General features: G+C 32.3%; 18 protein-coding genes and 1 pseudogene. 4 read left to right on the plus strand and 15 right to left on the minus strand.

What is annotated here, in order from left to right; genetic code table 11:
* Positions 1-105: 105 nt before the first annotated feature.
* The 5 genes and pseudogenes from dprA to ylqF form a co-directional block, all read right to left on the minus strand.
* Positions 106-978, minus strand: a complete 873-nt coding sequence (gene dprA, locus HMPREF3154_RS06065; protein ID WP_023350397.1) for a DNA-processing protein DprA — start codon at positions 976-978, stop codon at positions 106-108.
* Between the two features lie 225 nt (positions 979-1203).
* Positions 1204-2112, minus strand: a complete 909-nt coding sequence (gene sucD, locus HMPREF3154_RS06070; RefSeq protein WP_002436344.1) for a succinate--CoA ligase subunit alpha — start codon at positions 2110-2112, stop codon at positions 1204-1206.
* A gap of 21 nt (positions 2113-2133) precedes the next feature.
* Positions 2134-3300, minus strand: a complete 1167-nt coding sequence (gene sucC / locus HMPREF3154_RS06075) for an ADP-forming succinate--CoA ligase subunit beta (RefSeq protein ID WP_002436291.1) — start codon at positions 3298-3300, stop codon at positions 2134-2136.
* Positions 3301-3407: 107 nt separating this feature from the next.
* Positions 3408-4178 (minus strand): ribonuclease HII, encoded by a 771-nt coding sequence (locus HMPREF3154_RS06080; RefSeq protein WP_070474464.1) that lies wholly within the window; start codon positions 4176-4178, stop codon positions 3408-3410.
* Positions 4162-5045: pseudogene (gene ylqF / locus HMPREF3154_RS06085) on the minus strand (ribosome biogenesis GTPase YlqF). Before ylqF ends, HMPREF3154_RS06080 begins: the two are co-directional and overlap by 17 nt.
* A gap of 279 nt (positions 5046-5324) precedes the next feature.
* On the opposite strand from ylqF, the gene HMPREF3154_RS06090 reads away from it, so the two are divergent.
* The 4 genes from HMPREF3154_RS06090 to HMPREF3154_RS06105 all read left to right on the plus strand — a co-directional run bounded on the left by HMPREF3154_RS06090 (position 5325) and on the right by HMPREF3154_RS06105 (position 11588).
* Positions 5325-7925, plus strand: a complete 2601-nt coding sequence (locus tag HMPREF3154_RS06090; protein ID WP_070474467.1) for a YfhO family protein — start codon at positions 5325-5327, stop codon at positions 7923-7925.
* A complete protein-coding gene (locus HMPREF3154_RS06095) occupies positions 7918-10524 on the plus strand; it encodes a YfhO family protein (protein ID WP_023350401.1) in 2607 nt (868 codons plus the stop codon). Before HMPREF3154_RS06090 ends, HMPREF3154_RS06095 begins: the two co-directional genes overlap by 8 nt.
* Before the next feature lie 479 nt (positions 10525-11003).
* Entirely contained in the window at positions 11004-11210 is a 207-nt protein-coding gene (locus tag HMPREF3154_RS06100; protein WP_226859621.1) for a hypothetical protein, read from the plus strand.
* A gap of 39 nt (positions 11211-11249) precedes the next feature.
* A complete protein-coding gene (locus HMPREF3154_RS06105) occupies positions 11250-11588 on the plus strand; it encodes a hypothetical protein (protein ID WP_023350404.1) in 339 nt (112 codons plus the stop codon).
* A gap of 576 nt (positions 11589-12164) precedes the next feature.
* On the opposite strand, the gene rplS is transcribed toward HMPREF3154_RS06105, so the two are convergent.
* The 10 genes from rplS to HMPREF3154_RS06155 form a co-directional block, all read right to left on the minus strand.
* Entirely contained in the window at positions 12165-12515 is a 351-nt protein-coding gene (gene rplS, locus HMPREF3154_RS06110; protein WP_002436293.1) for a 50S ribosomal protein L19, read from the minus strand.
* Positions 12516-12620: 105 nt separating this feature from the next.
* Positions 12621-13358, minus strand: coding sequence for a tRNA (guanosine(37)-N1)-methyltransferase TrmD (trmD, locus tag HMPREF3154_RS06115; protein ID WP_023350405.1), 738 nt, complete (start codon positions 13356-13358; stop codon positions 12621-12623).
* Positions 13358-13861: a ribosome maturation factor RimM gene (gene rimM, locus HMPREF3154_RS06120; RefSeq protein ID WP_023350406.1), complete on the minus strand. Its 504-nt coding sequence runs from the start codon at positions 13859-13861 to the stop codon at positions 13358-13360. Before rimM ends, trmD begins: the two co-directional genes overlap by 1 nt.
* 262 nt (positions 13862-14123) lie before the next feature.
* Positions 14124-14399, minus strand: coding sequence for a 30S ribosomal protein S16 (rpsP, locus tag HMPREF3154_RS06125; protein ID WP_002453071.1), 276 nt, complete (start codon positions 14397-14399; stop codon positions 14124-14126).
* A 427-nt stretch (positions 14400-14826) separates the two neighbouring features.
* Positions 14827-16194, minus strand: a complete 1368-nt coding sequence (gene ffh, locus HMPREF3154_RS06130) for a signal recognition particle protein (protein WP_002435148.1) — start codon at positions 16192-16194, stop codon at positions 14827-14829.
* 29 nt (positions 16195-16223) lie between these two features.
* Entirely contained in the window at positions 16224-16556 is a 333-nt protein-coding gene (locus HMPREF3154_RS06135; RefSeq protein WP_070474470.1) for a putative DNA-binding protein, read from the minus strand.
* Positions 16543-17802: a signal recognition particle-docking protein FtsY gene (ftsY, locus tag HMPREF3154_RS06140; protein ID WP_023350407.1), complete on the minus strand. Its 1260-nt coding sequence runs from the start codon at positions 17800-17802 to the stop codon at positions 16543-16545. Before ftsY ends, HMPREF3154_RS06135 begins: the two co-directional genes overlap by 14 nt.
* Positions 17799-21368, minus strand: a complete 3570-nt coding sequence (gene smc, locus HMPREF3154_RS06145; protein WP_023350408.1) for a chromosome segregation protein SMC — start codon at positions 21366-21368, stop codon at positions 17799-17801. Before smc ends, ftsY begins: the two co-directional genes overlap by 4 nt.
* Before the next feature lie 126 nt (positions 21369-21494).
* Positions 21495-22208, minus strand: a complete 714-nt coding sequence (rnc, locus tag HMPREF3154_RS06150; protein ID WP_218926218.1) for a ribonuclease III — start codon at positions 22206-22208, stop codon at positions 21495-21497.
* A 140-nt stretch (positions 22209-22348) separates the two neighbouring features.
* Positions 22349-22582 carry an acyl carrier protein gene (locus HMPREF3154_RS06155; protein WP_001830184.1) on the minus strand — a complete coding sequence of 78 codons (234 nt, stop codon included), beginning with the start codon at positions 22580-22582 and terminating at the stop codon, positions 22349-22351.
* Positions 22583-22982 lie beyond the last annotated feature (400 nt).

Consider the following 22982-nt stretch of genomic DNA (forward strand, 5'->3'; position numbering starts at 1 on the left):
TTTAAATTCACATTTTGTTACAAATATTATTAATTTTGTCACATAAAACTTTAACTAATTTAATACATGTCATTCACTATAAATAGAGGTATATTCAAAAGTATTTTAGAAAATGTAGTCTGAAAGAATACTACATTCATCTAAAACGACTTGTGCCCCCTCTTGAAGTCTAAGTAAATTACTTTTGGTCATAGGATTAAACATTGATCCTGGTAAAACATATACATTCCGGTTTTGTTCTAAAGCGCAGTCTACTGTTATTTGACTACCGCTTATTTTCTCTGCTTCTGTAATTAATAGACCCCGAGCGAGTCCACTAATCAATCTATTTCTTTCAGGAAATTTATATCTGGTTATGGGAGAATGAGGTGGATACTCACTTATAACTAGTCCTTTTCGTTCGATATTCTCTCTTGTCTTTAAAGATGATTTAGGATAATGATATGAATGGCCGAAGCCAAGAACGCCTATTGTTGGAAGTTTATTTTTTAGTGCGACTTGGTGAGCTATACTATCTGCACCATATGCTAATCCTGAAATAATCGTCATTTTTAGTGATTTAAATGATGGGAAAAGATATTCCAAAGCTTGAGTTGTATATAAGGTTGACTTTCTTGAGCCTATAACAGCTAAAGTATGAGGACAATTAAATAGTTGTTTATTTCCTTTATAAAAAATTACATATGGGAAATCATAAATTTCTTTAAGTAATTGAGGATAATGTTTATCAAAGTAAGTTAAATATTTGAGGTTCATTTTAGTCATTTCTTGAAATATAACTTCTGTATTAAGTGATTTAAATAAGCTCAATTTTCTCCTGACTGTGGATGAGGTTTGTCTTTTAGCCCAATCCTCAATCATCTTATTTTGAATTAGTGCGTTTTCTGAAATAACTTCTGGATATTCTTTAATAAATTGATGAACTTGCGTTGTGGCGAAATTAGCCCAATAGAGCTTCAATAAAGTGTGTTGAATCACTATGCATTACTCCTTTAGAAGTATTATAGCTCAATTTAACCCAGTTGGTTATTACTATTTAAAGACATATAAGTGTTAAATTTAATGTGATTGTAAGGAGTAATTTTCCAAACTCATCATTCATTAAACGGTGACGAGTTTCTACTATTATATATATCACTTCCACTAAGACTATAAAAAAACTCGAACCTAATTAAAGGTTCGAGTCTAATAAAAATCTATCAATTATTTATCAACTGTTAATAATTCATCATAGATTCCAGCTTTTTTAGCTGCTTCGATTAAAGTTGTACCAATTTCTGATGGTGTATCTGCAGTTTCAACACCACAATCATTTAATGTTTTGATTTTTTCATCTGCAGTACCTTTACCACCAGAGATAATTGCACCAGCGTGTCCCATACGTTTTCCTGGAGGTGCAGTTTGACCACCAATAAATCCTACTACTGGTTTATTCATATTATCTTTAATCCATTGTGCAGCTTCTTCTTCAGCAGTACCACCAATTTCACCAATCATTACTACTGCTTTAGTTTCAGGATCTTCATTGAATTCTTTTAATACATCAATGAAGTTTGTACCATTAACTGGGTCACCACCGATACCAACAGCCGTTGTTTGACCGATGCCTTCTTCAGTTAATTGATGTACGGCTTCATAAGTTAAAGTACCTGAACGAGATACAACACCTACGTGACCTTTTTTATGGATGTAACCAGGCATAATTCCGATTTTACACTCATCTGCCGTAATAACACCTGGGCAGTTTGGTCCTACTAAACGTGTCTTACGTCCTTGTAAATAACGTTTAACTTTAACCATATCCACAACTGGAATATGTTCAGTAATACAGATAACCATATCTAATTCAGCTTCAGCTGCTTCTAAAATTGAATCTGCAGCAAATGGTGCTGGAACATATACAACTGATACGTTAGCGCCAGTTTCATTTTTAGCTTCTTCAACTGTATTATAAACAGGAACACCTTCTACAACTTGTCCACCTTTACCTGGTGTTACCCCTGCGACAATTTGTGTTCCATAATCAAGCATTTGTTTTGTATGGAAAAGGGCAGTAGACCCTGTGATACCTTGTACCATTACTTTCGTATTTTTATCAATAAATACACTCATCTTAGTGCTCCCATCCTTTCCTTACGCTTCTTTAACAAGTTTAACGATTTTTTGTGCACCTTCAGCCATAGTAGCTGCTGGTTCAATTGCTAAACCTGAGTCGTTTAAGATTTCTTTACCGCGCTCAACATTTGTACCTTCTAAACGTACTACTAATGGTAAAGTTAATTCTACTTCTTTAACTGCTGCTACGATACCTTCTGCGATAACGTCACATTTCATAATTCCACCAAAGATATTTACAAAGATACCTCTAACATTGTCATCACCTAAAATGATTTTGAAAGCTTCAGTAACTTTTTCTTTAGTAGCACCGCCACCAACATCTAAGAAGTTAGCTGGATTTCCACCAAAATGATTAATAGTATCCATTGTTGCCATAGCTAAACCTGCACCGTTAACCATACAACCGATATCACCGTCTAAAGCGATATATGATAAGTCATATTTAGATGCTTCGATTTCTTTAGGATCTTCTTCTTCTAAATCACGTAATTCAACGATATCTTTATGTCTAAATAATGCATTATCGTCGAAGTTTAATTTAGCGTCTAGAGCTAATACTTGTCCGTCACCAGTAGTTACTAGTGGATTAATTTCTACGATAGAGCAATCTTTTTCAATGAACACGTTATAAAGTGCTAATAAGAATTTAGTTGCTTTACCAATAGATTCTTTAGGAATATTAATGTTGAAAGCAATACGACGTGCTTGATAAGGAGATAAACCTACAACTGGGTCGATTGTTTCTTTAAAGATTTTCTCAGGTGTCTTAGCTGCCACTTCTTCAATCTCAGTACCACCCTCTTCAGACGCCATTAAAGTAACTTTGTCTGTTGCACGGTCAATTACGAAACCAACATAATATTCTTTCTGAATATCGCAACCTTGTTCGATATATAAGCGTTTAACTTCTTTACCTTCAGGTCCTGTTTGGTGAGTAACTAATTGTTTCCCTAATAATTCATTAGCGTAAGTTTCAACTTCAGAAAGTGATTTAGCAATTTTTACACCGCCTGCTTTACCTCTACCCCCAGCGTGTATTTGTGCTTTAACCACATATACATCTGAATCTAATTCTTTCGCTTTTTCCACCGCTTCTTCAGCAGTGAATGCTACTCGTCCTTCTGGAACGGCTACGCCCATAGAACGAAATATTTCTTTACCTTGATACTCGTGGATATTCATCTTCCATCCTCCTGTTTCTTAGGTTAAGTTCCCTTTTAATTATAAAAAATGAAAGCGCTATTGTAAACTGAAAGACCATATTTTTTGCAATTAAATTAAAATTCAAATTATTTTAACATCGACTTGATAGGTTCAAAGGATTTGCGATGTTCATTTATTACACCAAATGTGTCAATTGCCTCTAAATGCTGTTTAGTACCATATCCAACATTTTTTTCAAATCCGTAATTAGGATAATCATTAGCTAGTTCTTTCATATAATTATCACGATATTCTTTCGCCATAATACTAGCTGCAGCAATTGAAACACTTTTAGCATCTCCTTTTATAATTGATGTTTGAGGAATATCATTATCGAGTTTCATTGCATCAATAAGTAAATGTGTAGGTTGAATACTTAATTGATTAATCGCTCTTTGCATGGCTACCTGTGTAGCTTTATAAATATTCAAGTCATCAATTTCTTGTGGAGTTGCAATTCCATAAGCGTAACTCGTAACATTATTTTTCAATTCTTCATTTAAAATTAAGCGCTGTTTAGCTGGTAGCTTTTTAGAGTCATTTAACCCAAGATAATGATGGCCTTTATTTAATATGACTGCACAAGCAACAACAGGACCAGCGAGTGGTCCTCGTCCTACCTCATCGATTCCACATATTAATGCCTCGTTGTCATGATTCAATATTTCATTTTCGTAGTGATTCATACTAATATAATTGTTTTCTAGTTCTTGTTGTTTGATTAAATACTTTTTACGTGATTCTATAGCTTTTTGAACTCCTTTTCGGGTATCTTTATTAGCTACATGCGCTTCAAGTTCTTCTATAGATTGAATTAATGCAAGTTGATCACGTATTTCTTTAATTGTTGATGTCATTTATAAGTCACTCTTCATTTCTTTTAAAATATCAAAACAATATGTACCTATCTTAGCATTTCTCATATCATTAATGATTAATTCAATGACTGATTCATAATCTACTTCATTACCTTTTTGAAGAAGGCCTCTCCTACGACCAATCGCATCAAACCACTCTAAAATTTCTGCATCTTTGTCTACATCTATATTGTAATGTTGTCTGAGACCTTCTAAATCATGTTCAAACATGAAGTTTAAGCCATAAATTGCTACTTCATCTAAATGAACGATGCTATCCTTGATTGCACCAGTCAAACTTAATTTCTTACCGACTTCCTCGTCCTCAAATTTAGGCCATAATATTCCTGGTGTATCTAACAATTGAAGTGATTTCCCAACTTTAATCCACTGTTGTTGTTTAGTAACACCTGGTTTATTACCTGTTTCTGCAATACTACGTTTTGCCAATTTATTAATTAAAGTTGATTTCCCGACATTTGGAATACCAACAATCATTGCACGTATCGCTCTCGGTTTAAGCCCTTTCTCCTTTTCACGTTCAAATTTTTCTTTCGTAGCTTTTATTGCTTCAGCCTCTACATTTTTTAAATTTTTACCATGTTTAGCATCAACTGCTACCGGAAAGAACCCTTGTTCCTTAAAGAATCCTTCCCACTTTTCTAATTCTTTTAAGTTAGTCATGTCTTTTTTATTTAAAATAACCACTCGCGGTTTTTGTTTAATAACTTCATCGATCATAGGATTTCTAGAACTATATGGAATACGAGCATCAACTAACTCAAATACTACATCAACCTTTTTGAGTTGCTCACTCACTTCTCTTTTAGCTTTCGCCATATGTCCTGGATACCATTGTATCGCCATTAATATCACCTTACTTTCATGTTCATTTTATAATAATCGTATAATTAATTCGACTTATTAATTATACTTTAATTCTGTTTATACAACCACTTTAAGTGTAACATGCTTATCTTTTATTTTTAAAAATGAATAACAACATTAAATAACTCAAAATTTAAGTTTGTGTAAACATCACATATCTTAAACAAAATCACTTTCATTCATTGACGCTATCGCCTACAATTTAAATAACTAATAAGAGAATTAGATAACAAGCATCAAGTTATTTAGGAGTAATTAATGAAAAGAGTTTTAAGTTATACCGTATTATTTATAGTGCTATCACTTATTGGACATAGTTATGTCGTATATCGTTTTTATCACGATGGTATTTTATCAACTGGTCCAAATGATGGCATGGAACAAATGGTTCCAATACAAATGTATCTTTACAATCAGTGGCATCAAGGGAATCTATTTTATGCGTCTAACTTTGGCTTAGGTGGGGATTTCTTCACTGATTTAAGTTATTATTTTTCAACAAATTTATTATTTATCATTAATGTTCTAATTATTTCGTTTGTAAAATTATTCATATCTTTAGATACACATCAAGTGATGTTTTGGATGAATAACGCTTTAATCGTCTCAATTTTTAAGGGGACGATTGCGCTTTATTGTACATTTTTATATGCTCAATACATTTTTAAAAATAAAATTTTGAGTATATTTACCGCATTTTTATTTGTAATCTCACCACTCTATTTCAGATTTACAGCTTATTGGCCATTTTTCAGTGATGTGTTTATTTGGTTACCTTTACTTTTATTGGCCATGGAAAAGTCAATTCAACAACGTAAAAGTGGTCTGTTAATCTTAACTATTACATTAGTATTAATAAATAATTTCTATTTTGCTTACTATTTTTTAATTATTGCTAGTGTTTATGGCTTAATTAGAATCATGTTTAGGCATCCTGATGATGATTCAACACGAATAAGAACCTTGTGCACTTTACTTATCCCAGCAGTATTAGCTTTAGGAAATAGCTTATTTATTTTCTTTCACAGCGTACAAAGTTTCGTAAACAATAGACGGGTATCATTCTCTGGAAATGTTCCAACTTTTGAGCATCTGAATATTAATACAAACATATTCTTCGATAACTATCTTATCGTCATTTTATTTTTAACAATTCAAAGTATATTAACCTTTAAATTATATAGACACTACTATTATCGATTATTTGCACTGATGACCGTAGTACTCATCATATTTACTTTTATACCACTTATAGATCAAATTTTTAATGGATTTTCAGCACCTCAGAAGCGTTGGCATTTTATTTTAGCCTTTTCATCATCTTTATTAATCGGACTATATGTAAAGTACTTTAGAACGGTGAGTGTTAAATCATATATCACTACAAGTTTGATCGCCCAACTCATTATTTATATTAGCGCCTATTGTTATCATAAATTCTTACCATGGTTAATACTTGTACCGGTAGTTTCAATTATTGGATTATTAATTTTATTTTTAAAAGAGAGAAAGGTTCGCATACAACTTACATATATTTATATCATTTCAATTGTTGCCTTAAGTATGATGGTGAGTTTTGTTTTTATAAAAAATCAAATTTACTTCCAAGACCATCAGGATCGTGCGAATACATTTTATGCGAATTCAAGTCTATATAGCTCTGATTTACAAAGAGCATTAGTTAAAGAAATGAAGAATAGTAAGAAGGATGACCAACGTATTGATTGGCGGGTTAACGAGCAGGACAATACGCCGATGTATCAAAACTTTAAAGGTTTGAGTCTCTATTCAAGTATCTTTCATCACAATATCTTGGATTTCTATTATGATGCTTTGAAAATTAATTTAGCAGAGGAATCACTTAGTCGTTATCAATCGACTAATGCTAGACAAAATATCGATAGTTTATTCTCAATTAAATATGTAATGTTAAAAAAATATCAAAATAATATACCTACTTACTTCAAAAAAGTGAAATCGAGCGGCCAATATGACATATATGAAAATCAGCTTAATTTACCTAGCGTTAAAGTGACTAATAACCTATATAATAGTCAAAGCTTAAAAACACCGATAGACCGTGAACATGCAATGCTTAAAGGAGCGATTGTAGATTCAAATGGCAAAGATTTCAATTCTCAAAGTAAGAATTTACTAAAACATGCACGTATAACTACTAAGAATATTAAAAGTAAAGGAAATAATCAGTTAGAAGTTAAAAATAATATAGGAATTGTTAACATTCATATACCTAAAAAAATCCGTAAGCAATATCAGGACTTTTATATAACTTTATATATTAAACGAGGTAATCCAGACAGTAATTACACTGTAAATGTTAATAATTACTTTAATAACCGTCTTTATAATAATTCAGTCTACAAAACTGGGATAAACACACAACTTTATCGGACCCAACCTGATAAAAACGGCAATATTTCTATTAAATTATCTCCAAATGGCGGTTTCAAATTTAAGTTACTCAATCTCAGTGGAGAAAATTATAAGACACTCAAAACTGCACATCATAATGCAAACTTTAATATGGATTACAATGATATTAAAAATAGTGTGAAAGTGAATCTCGGTCAACACTCTAAAGGTTTAGCTACCATAAATATTCCTTATCGAGCTGGTATGCGTGCTTATATTGACGGCCGTCAAGTTAACATCCACAAAGTAAATTATATGATGACTGGTGTTCCAGTAAACAAGAATGATCAAACTATAATTATTAAATATCAGCCCCCTTATTGGAAAACAATGATATTTATTTCATTTATAAGTATTATTTTTAGTATGATATATATAAGATATACGAATTCAATAAAAAGAAAGATGAGGATTCACCGTGATTAAAAAGTTTTGGCAAACACCTAAAAGGCGATTTCTATCTATCCTAATATTAAGCTGTATCCTTTCATTAATACTCTACTTTCCATTTATCTATCAATACATGACAAAAGGCGACGTTTTCAGTGGAAGTGGTGATGGTTTTAGGCAAATGATGCCTTTCCAAATGTATCTGTATGAACATTTTGCTTCTTTTAAAGGGTTCTATGATGCCTCTTTTGGTTTGGGTGGAGATTATGTGAAATCATTAGCATATTACTACTCAATGTCACCACTTATGTGGATCAATTTTGCATGTATTTGGGGACTTGAACATACTATTCATATTAATCCACATGACATTAGCTTTTGGCCAACTAATCAACTTGTTATGGCATATGTGCGAACTGTAATTACTTTGATTTTTACTTTTTATTTGTTTATGTATTTGAAATTCAAACCCGCACCTATGTTTATTGCAACTATTTTGTATGGCATGTCTACCGTTATGACATATTATAATTTTACTTGGTCATTTTATGGTAACTTACTTATCATGCTACCTATGTCAATTTGGGCTATGGAAAGATTTTTTAGAGAGCGCAAGTTAGGATGGTTTATCTTTGCAATTACATTTACACTATTCACTAATTTCTATTTTAGTTATTATGAAGCGGTTGTATTAGGATTTTATTTTATTTATCGCCTCCTTGCAGTACATCCGCAAGATATTGTTAATCGTTGGCAAAAATTTTACATATTAGTTATCGCTACTTTATTAAGTGTTTTATCAAGTTTATTTGGTCTTTATACTGGTGTTTCTTCATTTTTAAATAATGATAGATCACAGAATCCTAAATTTGGAATTACCTTTTTAACCAATTTATTTGAAAAAAATTATAATATATTTACTGATGGTTTTTATATAACAATTTCTATTATTGTAATTATTGCGTTATTTTCATTCAAGCTATATCAACATTATTATTATAAGTTATTCGCCATTGCAACTTGGTTACTACTCATTGGTTCTTTATCACAATGGTTTGATAGTGCATTCAATGGATTCTCATTACCTCAAAGACGTTGGGTTTACTTTTTAGCATTATCATCAGGCGCTTTAATTGCACTTTTCATACAACATTTAAGCGAATTATCTCTAAAGAATTATTTAATTATAGCTATACCTATATTTTTATATAGCTGTTTTTACATCACTTACACTGATCGCTCTGTAAATTGGATGTATATTGCAATTATAATAATGATAGTTATTGGCTTATTATTATACAGGAAATCACTTTTAAAAAGAAAATGGATAGCAATCGGGCTAGTTATTCTATTTTTAGTTGAACAAGTTATTATGGTAAATGATTCAAAAAAAATAACTATTGAACCATACCAAACTACGATGGACACTATTAACGATTCAAGTTATAGAAGTAAAGTATTAAACAATAAAATTAATCAAATGACTAGTGATAAACTAGATCCTTTGAAAAGATTAGATTATTTTTCATTTTACGCACTTAACTCACCATTTATATATCACTACAATGGTACATCTTTATATTCAAGCATTTTCAACGGTCAAATTTTAAAATACTATGATAAAACAATGCAAATCAACATGCCTGTAGATAAAAATAGTACATATCGCTATTTAGGTAATCGAGCGAATTTGATGGCTTTATGGAATGTACAAGATAGATTAAGACATCCTAATGACTTAAACATGCCTTATGGATTTAAAAAGAAAGATCTTATCAAAGATGGGAAAGATCAATGGATTCACTCAAAGAATACGATTTCTTATCCAAGCGCACACATTACGCATAAAGTCTATGATTCTAATAACTTAAACTCACCTCTAGATAGAGAACAAGCGATGCTTCAAGGTGTGGTATTCGATAATAATACGAAAAGTGTTAACACTACGTTTAGCCCTAATAAAAATCTATTAAATGATGCTCAACTACAATTAAAAGATTCACAATGGAAAAAGAAAAATCAGCTAAAGGTAGATAAAAATAATGGAGGCGTTCAACTCACATTACCTCATTCTTTAACTAAAAAGTATAAAGACATGTATCTCGAAATGGATGTTGAAATGCTCACTCCTGATAAGGAACATAGTATTGGCGTAAATGAATATAGTCAAAATCGAAATGCGTTGTCATATAAATATCGACGTGTGGTATCACCTGTAACAATGCGTGTGAAAGCTTCAGACAAACTTAATATTCATATGTCTGAAGGTACGTATAGATTTAAGATTAAAGGAATTTATGGGGAAAATTATCACACACTTAAAAAAGCTTCTAAACAATTACATTCAGTAAAAGTAAAAAAAGAGAGAAATGGTTATACGATTACTAAAAATAAAAACGATAACGGATATATCGTGTTACCTATAGCTTATGAAAATGGCATGCAAGCTAGAGCCAACGGTAAGCCTTTAGATGTAAAAAAAGGTAACGGAATTATGACTACAATTCCAGCTAAAGCTGGACAAACAACGATTAGATTGACTTACACACCGTCACATTTTTATTGGTTAATTATTTTAAGTATCATTGGAGTCATTTTAAGTATCATGTTTACTAAAAAAGTAAGAAAAAAATAAAGTTTAATCATTTTGATTTGAACTGCGTTAACTTATGTATTGAATCCCAAAAGTTGTACCTTAGTTCAGTATGTTATTTTAAAGATTTGTTTCCAATGTTGTTTAGGAGACAAGTCTTTAAATTTTGACTTAATTCTAGTATTATTATAAAAATTATATAGCCAGTTACCTTTTTTAGACATACTTTGAAATATGTGATTCTCTTTGAACATATATACTTCTTTCTAGGTCATGCTACACATAGTCAAAGCGAACTCTCAGGTGATAAATAACGCTTGGACATTAATTTATAATATTATTTAAAACAACAGTCAAAAACTAATATAGGACGTTTAAGAACTTAACTCAGACATATAGGAAATAATACAAAACCTAACTATACAATATGATAAAAGTAAAATGTATCACAAAATACCAAGATTGTAGTTTTGGTTTTGTTTGTAAAAATGAATAAACTATTGTCAAGATTTGTAATCTCTTTGCTGTCGTTTGTATTAGCATTAACTGTAGTTTCTCCATTTTCTTCTAAAGCTGAGGAAGGGCATAAATATAATCAAAAAGAAGTCGATGAATTAGCACAAGCATTACAGGTTACGTTTGAACAGTCTTCAATAAAGTCAGAAGGTAAAATTTTAGGATATCAAAAATCTACCATTGTGAATAATTTGCAAAATAACAAATATTAATCAGAAATAATAAATGGGTTAAGTAAAAAAGGACTACTTTTGTCAGATCAAGATGCAAATCAATATAAACATAGCGGAACAGCATCAAGAGCCGCCGGTAATTATGGAGATGATGCGCCAAATGCAAGTCCAGCAGAACAAAAACATGCGAAGAAATGGCTGAAAGTACGTAATGGTTGCCTTTACAATAAAATTCCTGAAATATTAGGTGTGTCTGCTACGGGTACTTTAATTGACGCAATGACTACAGGAAGTTGGCAAAAAGCAGCTAAAATAATATTGAAATTAGGCGGTAAAGGTACTGTAGTTGGATTAGCAGCTAGTTTGACATGGACTTATGATGAATGTAGTAGATATGCCAATAGTAAAGTGAAATAGGATGTGGTTCTTTGAAAAAATACATATTATTCGCATTTCCATTGGCTTTTGTATGTCTGTACACAATATCTAAAGTAATTTGGAATAAAGGAATTATTGTAGACAACAATCCAATACATGCGATATATTTTTTATTATTTTACTATATTGTTGCAGGATTTATTATATTAATTCTGTTTTTAAGAGGAAAATGATTTCCTTTTAGTGAATGTTAAATTGTAATAATTAAATATAAGTTAGAATATTGCCCATCAACAGAGTTGTTGATGGGTTATTTTGTATAAATATGACATTCTTAGACATTCATTTAAATAGTCTTGAACTATTTTTAACTTGATTTAAAATTTGTAATATTTACTTATAAAATGTCCGCCCCTAATTTTAGATTTTCAGTCCAACTTTTAGGAGGCATATCATTCTTAAAGACAATGGTGTGTTTTATTTATACGATTTTGTAAGTACTTAACATTCAAATGAAACAAAAAAGCTTTCAAACACCTTTGATTAAGATGTTTGAAAGCTTTATCTTTATTACAAGTTACAAATAACTTGTGTTGAAAATGTCGAGTTTGCTGATTAACGAATTTCTTGGATTCTAGCAGCTTTACCACGTAAACTACGTAAGTAGTATAATTTAGCACGACGTACTTTACCGCGACGTTTAACTTCGATTTTTTCAATTTTTGGAGTGTGTAATGGGAATGTTCTTTCCACACCTACACCTGAAGAAATTTTACGAACTGTGAAAGTTTCAGAAATTCCTCCACCACGGCGTTTAATTACAACACCTTCGAAGACTTGGATACGTTCACGTGAACCCTCTACGATACGAACGTGTACACGTAAAGTGTCACCAGAACGGAAAGTAGGTAAGTCAGTACGTAATTGTGATTTAGTTACTGCTTCGATTAACTTATGATTACTCATTATAAATTCTCTCCTTCAACCTATGTTCTTGCCTAGACAAAAGTATAGCAGCGGATCATAGTGATTTTTAGTGTTTTTTCACACTTAAATTATGTTAGCATAACGCTACTTGTTTTTCAATTGCTTTTTGTACGTTTCTAAAATTTCTTTATCTTTTTGACTGAGCTCATAATTTTCTAAAAGATCCGGTCGTTTTTCGTAAGTGCGAATCAATTTTTGTTCATGTCTCCATTGTTCAATGTGAGCGTGATTTCCGGATAATAAGACATCCGGCACCTTCATTTCTTTATATTCTCTTGGTCTTGTATATTGAGGAAATTCTAATAATCCATCTGAAAATGAATCATCTTGATGGGAAGCTTCATTGCCTAACACTCCAGGAATCAAGCGCACAATTGCATCAGTCATAGTCATTGCAGGTAACTCTCCACCTGTAAGCACATAATCTCCCATAGAAATTTCATCAGAAACAAGATGCTCTCTGATTCGTTCATCATAGCCCTCATAATGACCACAAATAAATACAATATGTTGCGATTTACTTAACTCTTGAGCTATCTCTTGAGTAAAAGGTTTACCTTGAGGACACATTAATATCACACGCGTATCGTCATCTCTTTTTAAATCTTCCATAGCATTAAAAACAGGCTCAGGTTTTAACACCATGCCTTGCCCACCGCCAAATGGGTAATCATCCACTTGATTATGTTTGTTGATTGAATAATCTCGAAAATTTATTGTATTTACATCAATAATTTCTTTATCTTGAGCGCGTTTCAAAATCGAATGATTCAGCACACCATCAAACATTTCTGGAAATAACGTTAAATAATCAATTTTCATTAATCTAACAATCCTTCCATAGGTGTAATTTTAATTGATTTACCTTCCACATCTATATCTTTAACCACATCTTCAATGTATGGAATAAGATACTCTTTATCTCCTTTAACAACCCACACATCATTGGCGCCAGTCTCAAAGATATTAATTACTCGACCGATAGGAGTATCTGTATCATCAAAAACTGTACATCCTATGATATCCGAATAATAAAACTCATGTTCATCCAACTCGATATCTTCATGATCACGTTCTTGATATAGATAATCACCTTTGAGATGTTCAATATCATTAATATTGTTTATTCCTTCAAATTTTAACATGTGAAACCCTTTATGTATGCGATAAGATGAAACAGTATATTCGATATCTTCATTATTGTGTTTAACAATTAAATTTTCACCTGGTTGAAATCGTGTTTCTGTAAAATCTGAATTCGACTTAACTTTAATTTCGCCTTTAATTCCATGTGTATTTACAATTTGTCCTACTTCTACTTCCATTCAACGCCCCTCCTAGTCTATCTATTTTTAACTTTTTTGAAAATGAATTATGTATATTTTATCACGTATGCGTGGTTATATAAAAAGTGATATAACAATCATTTCAAATTGTTTGGAAATTACGATGTAAGCATGATATATAAGAGAAACTTTAGAAAAAAGAGAATAAGTCATGCCTCTTTTAAATGTGTTTAATTCTATCCAAAAGTTAAAAAAGTCTGAGACATTAATAATGTCTCAGACTTACAACAATTTAAGCTAATTATTTAGCATTTTTTTGTTCATCAAATTTTTTCAAGATACCTTCTCTTGATAAAATGTTGTGAACTGTATCTGTTGGTTTAGCACCATCGTGTAACCATTTTAAAGCTAACTCTTCATCAATTTTAACTTCTGGTGCATTAACATTTGCTGGATTGTAAGTACCTACTTGCTCGATGATACGACCATCACGTGGTGAACGTGCATCAGCAACTACGATACGATAGAATGGGTTTCTTTTAGAACCTAAACGTGTTAAACGAATTTTAACTGCCATTTAAATTACTCTCCTTTATGTGTTTTCATTTTATTTTCTACAAGAATAAATATTAACAGTTACACAAAAGTTTGTAAAGACTTTTTTCTTTACCTAAAGCCCCACTTCTAAATTTATTTAGTTAGTGGGACTTACACACTAGCTTTTAGCTAGGGTGTTCCTCTATTAGATTTATGAAATAAATCGTAGATTTGGTTATGGGAGCGAGACAGAATTCATCATGAATTCGTCTTCTCGCCCCCGCACAATTGATTAGGGTATTATAAGCATAATTCCCAATCAATCACGGCGTATATGAGCTTTAGCTCAGGCGTACCTTTATATTTATTTAGTTAGTGGGACTTACACACTAGCTTTTAGCTAGGGTTTCCACAATTAATAAACATCGAACAATCAACAAAATTGTCCGATGTTTTAAAAATGTTTATTAAAATGGTAAATTCATACCTTTTAACATATTCTCCATTTGGCTTCGCTTACCTTTTTTACCTTTGCCGCCACCAGTAAATTGTTTCATCATTTTCTTCATATCATTGAACTGTTTCATAAGACGATTGACTTCTTGTAATGAACGACCAGAACCCTTAGCTATACGTTTCTTACGAGAAACATTTAGTGTTTCTGGGTTTGAACGTTCTTTAGGAGTCATAGACTGAATAATCGCTTTAATATGATCGATTTGTTTGTCGCTCATATTAAGCTTATCCAATCCTTTCATTTTGTTCATCCCAGGAATCATTTTCATAATATCATCTAAAGGACCTAAGTTTTTAACTTGGTCTAATTGTTCTAAGAAATCATCCAATGTAAATGAAGAGTCACGCATTTTCTTCTCTAAATCTTTAGCTTTTTCTTGGTCAACATCTTGTTGTGCTTTTTCAATTAAGCTTAACACGTCACCCATACCTAAGATACGAGAAGCCATACGTTCAGGATGGAATAGTTCTAAACCATCTAATTTCTCACTCATACCTACAAATTTAATAGGTTTCTGAGTCACCGAACGTATAGATAATGCAGCACCGCCACGTGTATCACCATCAAGTTTCGTTAAAGTTACACCTGATACATCTAGTTGATCGTCAAATGATTGCGCAACATTGACAGCATCTTGACCTGTCATTGCGTCAACAACTAGCATAATTTCATCTGGTTTAGAAATTTCTTTAACTTCTTGTAACTCATTCATTAACGCTTCATCAATGTGTAAACGTCCCGCTGTATCGATGATGACAAAATCTAAATGTTCTTCTTTAGCATGTTTCAATGCATTTTCAACAATTTGTTGAGGCTGAACTTGGTCACCTTCACTATATACAGGTATGTCAATTTGTTTACCAACAGTTTGTAATTGGTCAATCGCAGCTGGACGATAAATATCTCCTGCAACTAACATCGGCTTTTTATTATATTTTTTACGCATTAATAATGCTAATTTACCAGCAGTTGTAGTTTTACCGGCACCTTGTAAACCAACCATCATGACAACAGTAGGTGGTTTATTTGCCATTTTAATAGATGTGTTTTCTCCACCCATCAAGCTTGTAAGTTCTTCTTGAACAATTTTAATCACTTGTTGGCCGGGTGTTAAAGATTGCATAACATCTGAACCTAAAGCACGGTCAGAAACAGTTTTAACGAACTCTTTAACAACTTTAAAGTTAACATCGGCTTCTAATAATGCTAATCGTACTTCTCGCATCATTGTTTTGATATCCGCTTCAGTAACTTTACCCTTACCACGCATTTTTTGCATCGTGGCTTGCAATCGATCGGATAATCCTTCAAATGCCATTACTAGTGCCCTCCTTTTTTTAATTATTACTACTCTAACTCTTCTAATTGAGTGATATATTCTTTTAGTAAATCTGGATTATTAAGAGATTGTTTCATTAAATCATAAATTTCTTGGCGTTTCTCAAATCTTCTATATAAACCTAGTTTAGTTTCATAATCTTCTACTAAATCGCCAGTTCTTCTTATATTATCATAAACTGCCTGTCTACTCACTTCAAATGTATCAGCGATTTCACTTAATGAATAATCTCGTAAATAAAATAATTCCAAATAGCTTTTCTGCTTTTGAGTTAATAATGATTGATAAAAATCAAACAAATAATTCATTCTAATTGTTTTAACTAAATCATCTTGGCCCATCTTGAGTACCTTCTTCAGTTTCATTCGACGATTCATCAATTAATTCATCAGGAATATCTTCATTTTGTTCGATCATATCAGCAAATAAACCGTATACGTAACTTTCAGGGTTAAATGGTTGTAAGTCATCAAGTTTTTCACCTAAGCCTACATATTTAACAGGGATATGCAATTCATTACGTATGGCAAGAACGATACCACCTTTAGCAGTACCATCTAATTTGGTTAATACAATACCTGAAACATTTGTCACGTCTTTAAATGAACGCGCTTGTGACAACGCATTTTGACCTGTTGTAGCATCTAAACATAGTAATGCTTCATGAGGTGCATCAGGGATTGCTCGACTAATTACACGTTTCATTTTATCAAGTTCTTGCATTAAGTTAGATTTATTTTGTAGACGACCTGCAGTATCACAAATTAAAATATCTACACCTTTATTTTTTGCGGCGTTAATTGCATCGTATACTACTGCTGCTGGATCAGAGCCTTCACTCTGACTTACAACTTCCACGCCTACACGGTCTCCCCAAACTTTTAATTGTTGGATTGCGCCAGCTCTGAATGTATCTCCAGCTGCAAGCATCACTTTTTTACCTTCTTGTTGATATCGATATGCTAACTTACCAATTGTAGTGGTCTTACCAACACCATTGACACCAACCATTAAGATAACGTTCAATCTACCATCTTCAAGATTCATTGCTTCTGAATGATCGTCTTCTTGGTGATAAATCTCGACAATTTTTTCAACAATAACTTCACGTAAATCTTCAGTTTCCTGAATATTGCGTCTTTGCGCTTCCGTGCGTAATTCATCTGTCAATTTCATTACTGTATTGAAACCAACGTCAGCCGTAATAAGCATTTCTTCAAGTGCTTCAAAGAAATCTTCGTCTACTTTTCTATAGCGTGCAATTAAATTATTTAACTGTTCTTGGAAATTTTGACGTGATTTTTCTAAACCAGCTTTAAATTTCGCACCAATTTTTTGGGCTTCAATTTCTTCAAAGTCCTCAATTGAGATTAAACCATCTTCGTCGAAATCAGCTTCACTTAATTTTTTTGGTTTTTTCTTAGGTTTAGGCTCTTCGATTGTATCAGTGACATTGGGTTCACCTGATTCACTTGATGCATCCGAATCACTTGTTTCGTTTGATTCCACATCTTCAGTTAATTCTTTTTGAATCTCATCTTCACTTTTACCTGAAAATTTATCTTTTAAGCGTTTAAAAAAACTCATGCTTGTTCCTCCTTCATAACCTCATCTATAGTATTTAGGTTAACGCTAACTAACTTAGAAACACCTGACTCTTGCATTGTGACTCCATATAAACGGTCAGAGAACTCCATCGTTCCTTTACGATGAGTAATAACTATAAATTGTGTTTGTTCTGATAGTTCATTTAAGTATTGAGCGTAGCGAATCACATTTGCTTCATCTAACGCTGCCTCTACCTCATCTAGTATAACAAATGGAGCAGAACGTACCTTAAGAATTGCAAATAATAATGCTATAGCACTTAATGCGCGTTCACCACCGCTTAATAAAGAAAGATGTTGAAGCTTTTTACCAGGAGGTTGAACAATAATATCAACACCTGCTGATAAGTAATCGTCTTCTGTTAAACGTAGTTCAGCTTGTCCGCCACCGAATAATTGTTTGAAGACAGTTGTAAAGTGGTCTTGTACCGCATGGAATGTTTCTTTAAAACGTCCTTCTACTTCACGATCCATTTCATTAATGATTTGTTCAAGTGTCTCTTTAGCTTCTCTTAAATCCGTGCGTTGCTCATTGAGGAAGGTATAACGTTCATTTAAGTCCTCGAACTGTTCAATAGCATTTAAGTTTACTGGACCCAACTCATCTATAGACATTTTCGTAAGTTTGACTTTCTTACGTAGACTTTCAATAGGTTCATTAGATTCATATAAAGCGCGTGCTCTCTCTACAGTTAACTGATATACATCATTCAGATGGTCTATCGCGTGATTAATCAACACATCTAATTTTGATTGTTTTGCTTTAATATCTTGATAATGATTTTCGATAGCTAAAATATCTTGATGACAAACTTGTAGCTGACTTTCATTATTCTCAATCGTTTCATTTAGATTGATACGTTGTTGTTTAAGTTCTTCATGTTGTTGATTAAGCTGATCACGTGCCTCTTCTTGTTCTTGAATTTGAGATTTCAAATCCTCAAATGCTTGTTCACCCATCATTTCGTCAGAATTAAACAGCCTTATTTTCTCTTCAACAGTCTTAATTTGTTGCTGCGTTGATTCTTGTTGTTTAACTAAACGTTCAATCTCGACTTTTTGAGATTTTATTCGCTCTTTCACCACTGCTAAATCGGATTGTTTTTGATGAAGTTGTTGTTGGGTTTTAGTTGTTGATTCTTTACCTTCTTTAGACAATTGAGTATAACGTTCAATTTCACTCTCTAATTCAGTCAATTGTTGTTGGATTTCAGATAAACGCGCCTGTTTTTGCGTTAAAGTTTCTTTACTTTTATCACTTTGATAACCATCATTTTTCTCAAATTCAAATTCTTCATGTTCGTTCTTAAGATGCGTCTCTTGTGTTTTTAAACGATCTAACTCTAATTCATGATGATGCACTTTTTCTTTTAACGTATTATATTGTTGGCTCGCATCGAAATACTGCTCACTTAATTGTTCGGACTTGTCTTTTAATTCTTTAAAATGACGTTCAAAATCAGCAGTTTGACGTTGATAATCCTCAAGTTGATGACGCATTTTTGATAGTTCATCCTTTTGAGAAAGAATACTTTTCGATTTTCGTGCACCACCGCCAGTCATTGAACCACCAGGATTAACTACATCTCCTTCTAAAGTTACAATTCGAGTACGATAACGTATAGCTCTAGCTAATTCATTAGCATGTTTTAAATCATTAACGATGATTGTATTTCCTAATAAATTTTCAATGACACTTTGGTACTTGGAAGAAACATTTACAGCATCTGACGCAATATTAATAAACCCTTCAGTTTGACGAGCTATCTCTTTAATATCTGACGCAATATGTCGTGGCTTAATAACATTTAAAGGTAAAAATGTCGCACGCCCTAAATTGCGTTGCTTTAAAAATTGAATCGCCTGTCTCCCATCTTTCTCATTATCAACGATGACATGTTGAAGTGATGCACCTAAAGCTGTTTCTATTGCTTGAGTCATTTGAGATGGAACATCAATCACTTCAGCTACTGCGCCATGAATTCCTCTCAATTCGTTATCTTTAGCTTTGAGAATGTGTTTAACCCCATTGAAGAAATACGTATAATCCTCCTCTTGAGTAGCTAAACTATCAATTCTAGATTTTAATTTTTCATTATATCTGTAGGCTTGATACAGCTTATCTTCATATTCAGATTGCTGTTTTTTAGATTTGGTTAAATCTTTTTCAATACGGTGAATGTGTTGTTCCGCTTCTGTTAAAGCCTTTTTAGAAATTTTATAACTTTTTTCAGTTTCATTAATATTATTTTGTATCTCTTTTAACTGATTAAATGCTTCAACAAGTCTCGAATCTAATCTAGATTTTTTTGCCTCGTTTTCATTAATCGTATGTTCAAGAAAACGTATATCATTATTAACGTCCGATTGTTCAGACATTAGCGTATAATAATTATTCTTAATTTCTTCAAGCTTTTCATCGTGTTGTTCATCAGATACGTACAGAATTGACTCTAGATCTTGTACTTCTTTATTTAAATGTTTCTGTTTATCTTTAAGTTCATTTAACGTTTCTTCATTTTGTTGCTTTTCATGATCAATCGATTCAATCTGAGCATTTAAGTTCTCAAGCTCTTCTTCATATCTAGCATTTGTTTCTGATTGATTCTTTTTACGTTCTTCTAATACATTTAATTTCCCAGCGAGTTGTTCATATGTTTCTGTTGTTTTAACTAATTCATAGTTTAATTTTTCAATATCAGAATCAACTTGCTGACGTTCGCCTTTGAACTTTTGCAACAATTGATTTACTTGAGCTTGTTGTGCTTCTTTATCTGCTTGCTGACTTTTCAACTCATTTAAACGTTGGTCTAATTTAGTGTTGTCTTCCGTATATTGATCGATGTCATGTACCGTAACGATAACATCACTTTGTTCCATTTGTTTGGATAACTGTTGATATTCTTTAGCAATTGCTGCTTCTTCTTTAAGTGGTTCAACTCGACCTTCTAAATCATATAAGATATCTTCAACACGAGTTAGATTATCTTCAGTATGATCTAACTTGTTAATAGATTCAGCTTTCCGCTTTTTATATTTTAATACGCCAGCTGACTCTTCAATAATTTGTCGTCGGTCGATAGGTTTAGCATTTAAAATTTCGTCAACTCTACCTTGTGAGATGATGCTGAATGCTTCTTTTCCTAAACCTGAATCTAAAAAGATTTCAATAATATCTTTTAAACGAGCACGATCGTTATTTAAGTAGTATTCACTTTCTCCACTACGGTATAGACGCCGAGTGACTACTAATTCATCTGAATCAATCTGCAATTTTTTAGAATGATTATCTAATTTGAGTTTTACTTCAGCATAGTTTTGAGCCTTTCTATGTTCTGCTCCTGAAAAGATAATATCTTCCATTTTAGAACCACGTAACGATTTAGCTGATTGTTCACCTAATACCCATTTAATTGCATCAGTAATATTACTTTTACCACTACCATTAGGACCAACAATAGCTGTCACACCTTTATCAAATTGGACATTGGTATGGTCGGCAAAAGACTTAAATCCTATGGCATCTATTGATTTTAAATAAACCATCTTATTCTCCTTATCACATTCATGTTGAGTTTATCAGCATGTCACAATACAATCTCATTATTACTATTTCTAATTAATTAATAATTATGTATGCGTATGCTTCTCTATAGATGTCACTCATCTACATTAAAATGACTCATTTTTCTTCATTGACTTATAAGCTTGCTCGGCTGCCTTTTGTTCGGATTCTTTCTTCGTCTTTCCTTTACCCTCTGCAACTGCATTATTTTCTAAAATAACTTCAGAAGTAAATAACCTATGGTGGGCAGGACCCTCTTCTTTAATAAGGCGATAGGTCACATCACCTTTATTTTGTCGATGTACGTATTCTTGAAACTGTGTTTTAAAGTCGACCACACCAACTAATTCATCATCTTCTACATATGGGAAAATGACTTTCTCAGCAAATTTCCATACAGTATCTAAACCTTGGTCTAAATATAAAGCACCTACAAATGCTTCAAAAGCATCAGATATTAATGATGGTCTAGTTCTACCGCCTGTTTTTTCTTCACCTTTACCCAATAAAATAAGTTCATTTAAATCAATTTTATTTGCAAATATTACAAGTGAGGGCTCACAAACAATTGTTGCACGCATCTTTGTCAGATTACCTTCTGGCAAATGAGGATGCTTATCAAACAAATAGCGTGAAACCGTCAATTCTAATACCGCATCACCTAAAAATTCTAAACGTTCATTATGATCAAGTCGATTCATATTAAAATCATTGATAAAACTCGAATGTGAGAACGCTTGTTGATACATATCGATATTATTAAAATTAAAACCCCACTCATTCATTTTGTTGGTAAATTTTTGTTGAAATTCTTTGACCATCTCTCTCTTTTTATGGTTAGCCACTGCCTAACCTCCTAACTCTAAAATAAATATTTATACATCTTAATTTTACGTGAAAATAAAGTAAAACTAAAGAAAAAATCTGAGCCGACGTGAGTGACGACTCAGATGTAAGTTTATTATTTTTCTAAGCTATTGATGTACTTAACAGCATCACCAACAGTGTTGATTTTTTCAGCTTCTTCATCAGGAATTTCAGTACCAAATTCGTCTTCTAATTCCATTACTAATTCAGCGATATCAAGTGAGTCAGCGCCTAAATCATCTTTAAATGATGCATCTTCAGTTACTTTGTCAGCATCAACACCTAAACGGTCAACGATGATATCTTTTACTTTATCGAAGTTTTCCACGTCGATTCACCTCCTTTAAAAGTGTCTATCCATAGACTACTATATTTTCCCATTTTACTTTCTAAAATACAAGTAGAATTTTTAGAAACACTTAGCACTTTAGTGCTTAGCGTTTCTTATGCATGAGCTTTAGCTCAGGCGTTCCTTAAAATAGCTTAGCACTTTAGTGCTTATATAGTATCACTTTCATTTTAATGATTAGTGATACTTACACAATGGCTTGTCCATTGTGATCATTAAAAAGTAATTGCCTTAATACGCCTTTTGTTACAACCGCTTTGCGGTTGCATAAGTAACACTAACTTTCACTTCGTGAAAGAAGTGGAGTTGCACTTCATGACTTTCTTGAAACTTCTTTTATTCTCATTTCTCTTGTCATTCGTGCTTATTTTGTGGATTA

Source organism: Staphylococcus sp. HMSC06C11, assembly GCF_001808345.1.
In the GTDB taxonomy this organism is placed as follows: domain Bacteria; phylum Bacillota; class Bacilli; order Staphylococcales; family Staphylococcaceae; genus Staphylococcus; species Staphylococcus capitis.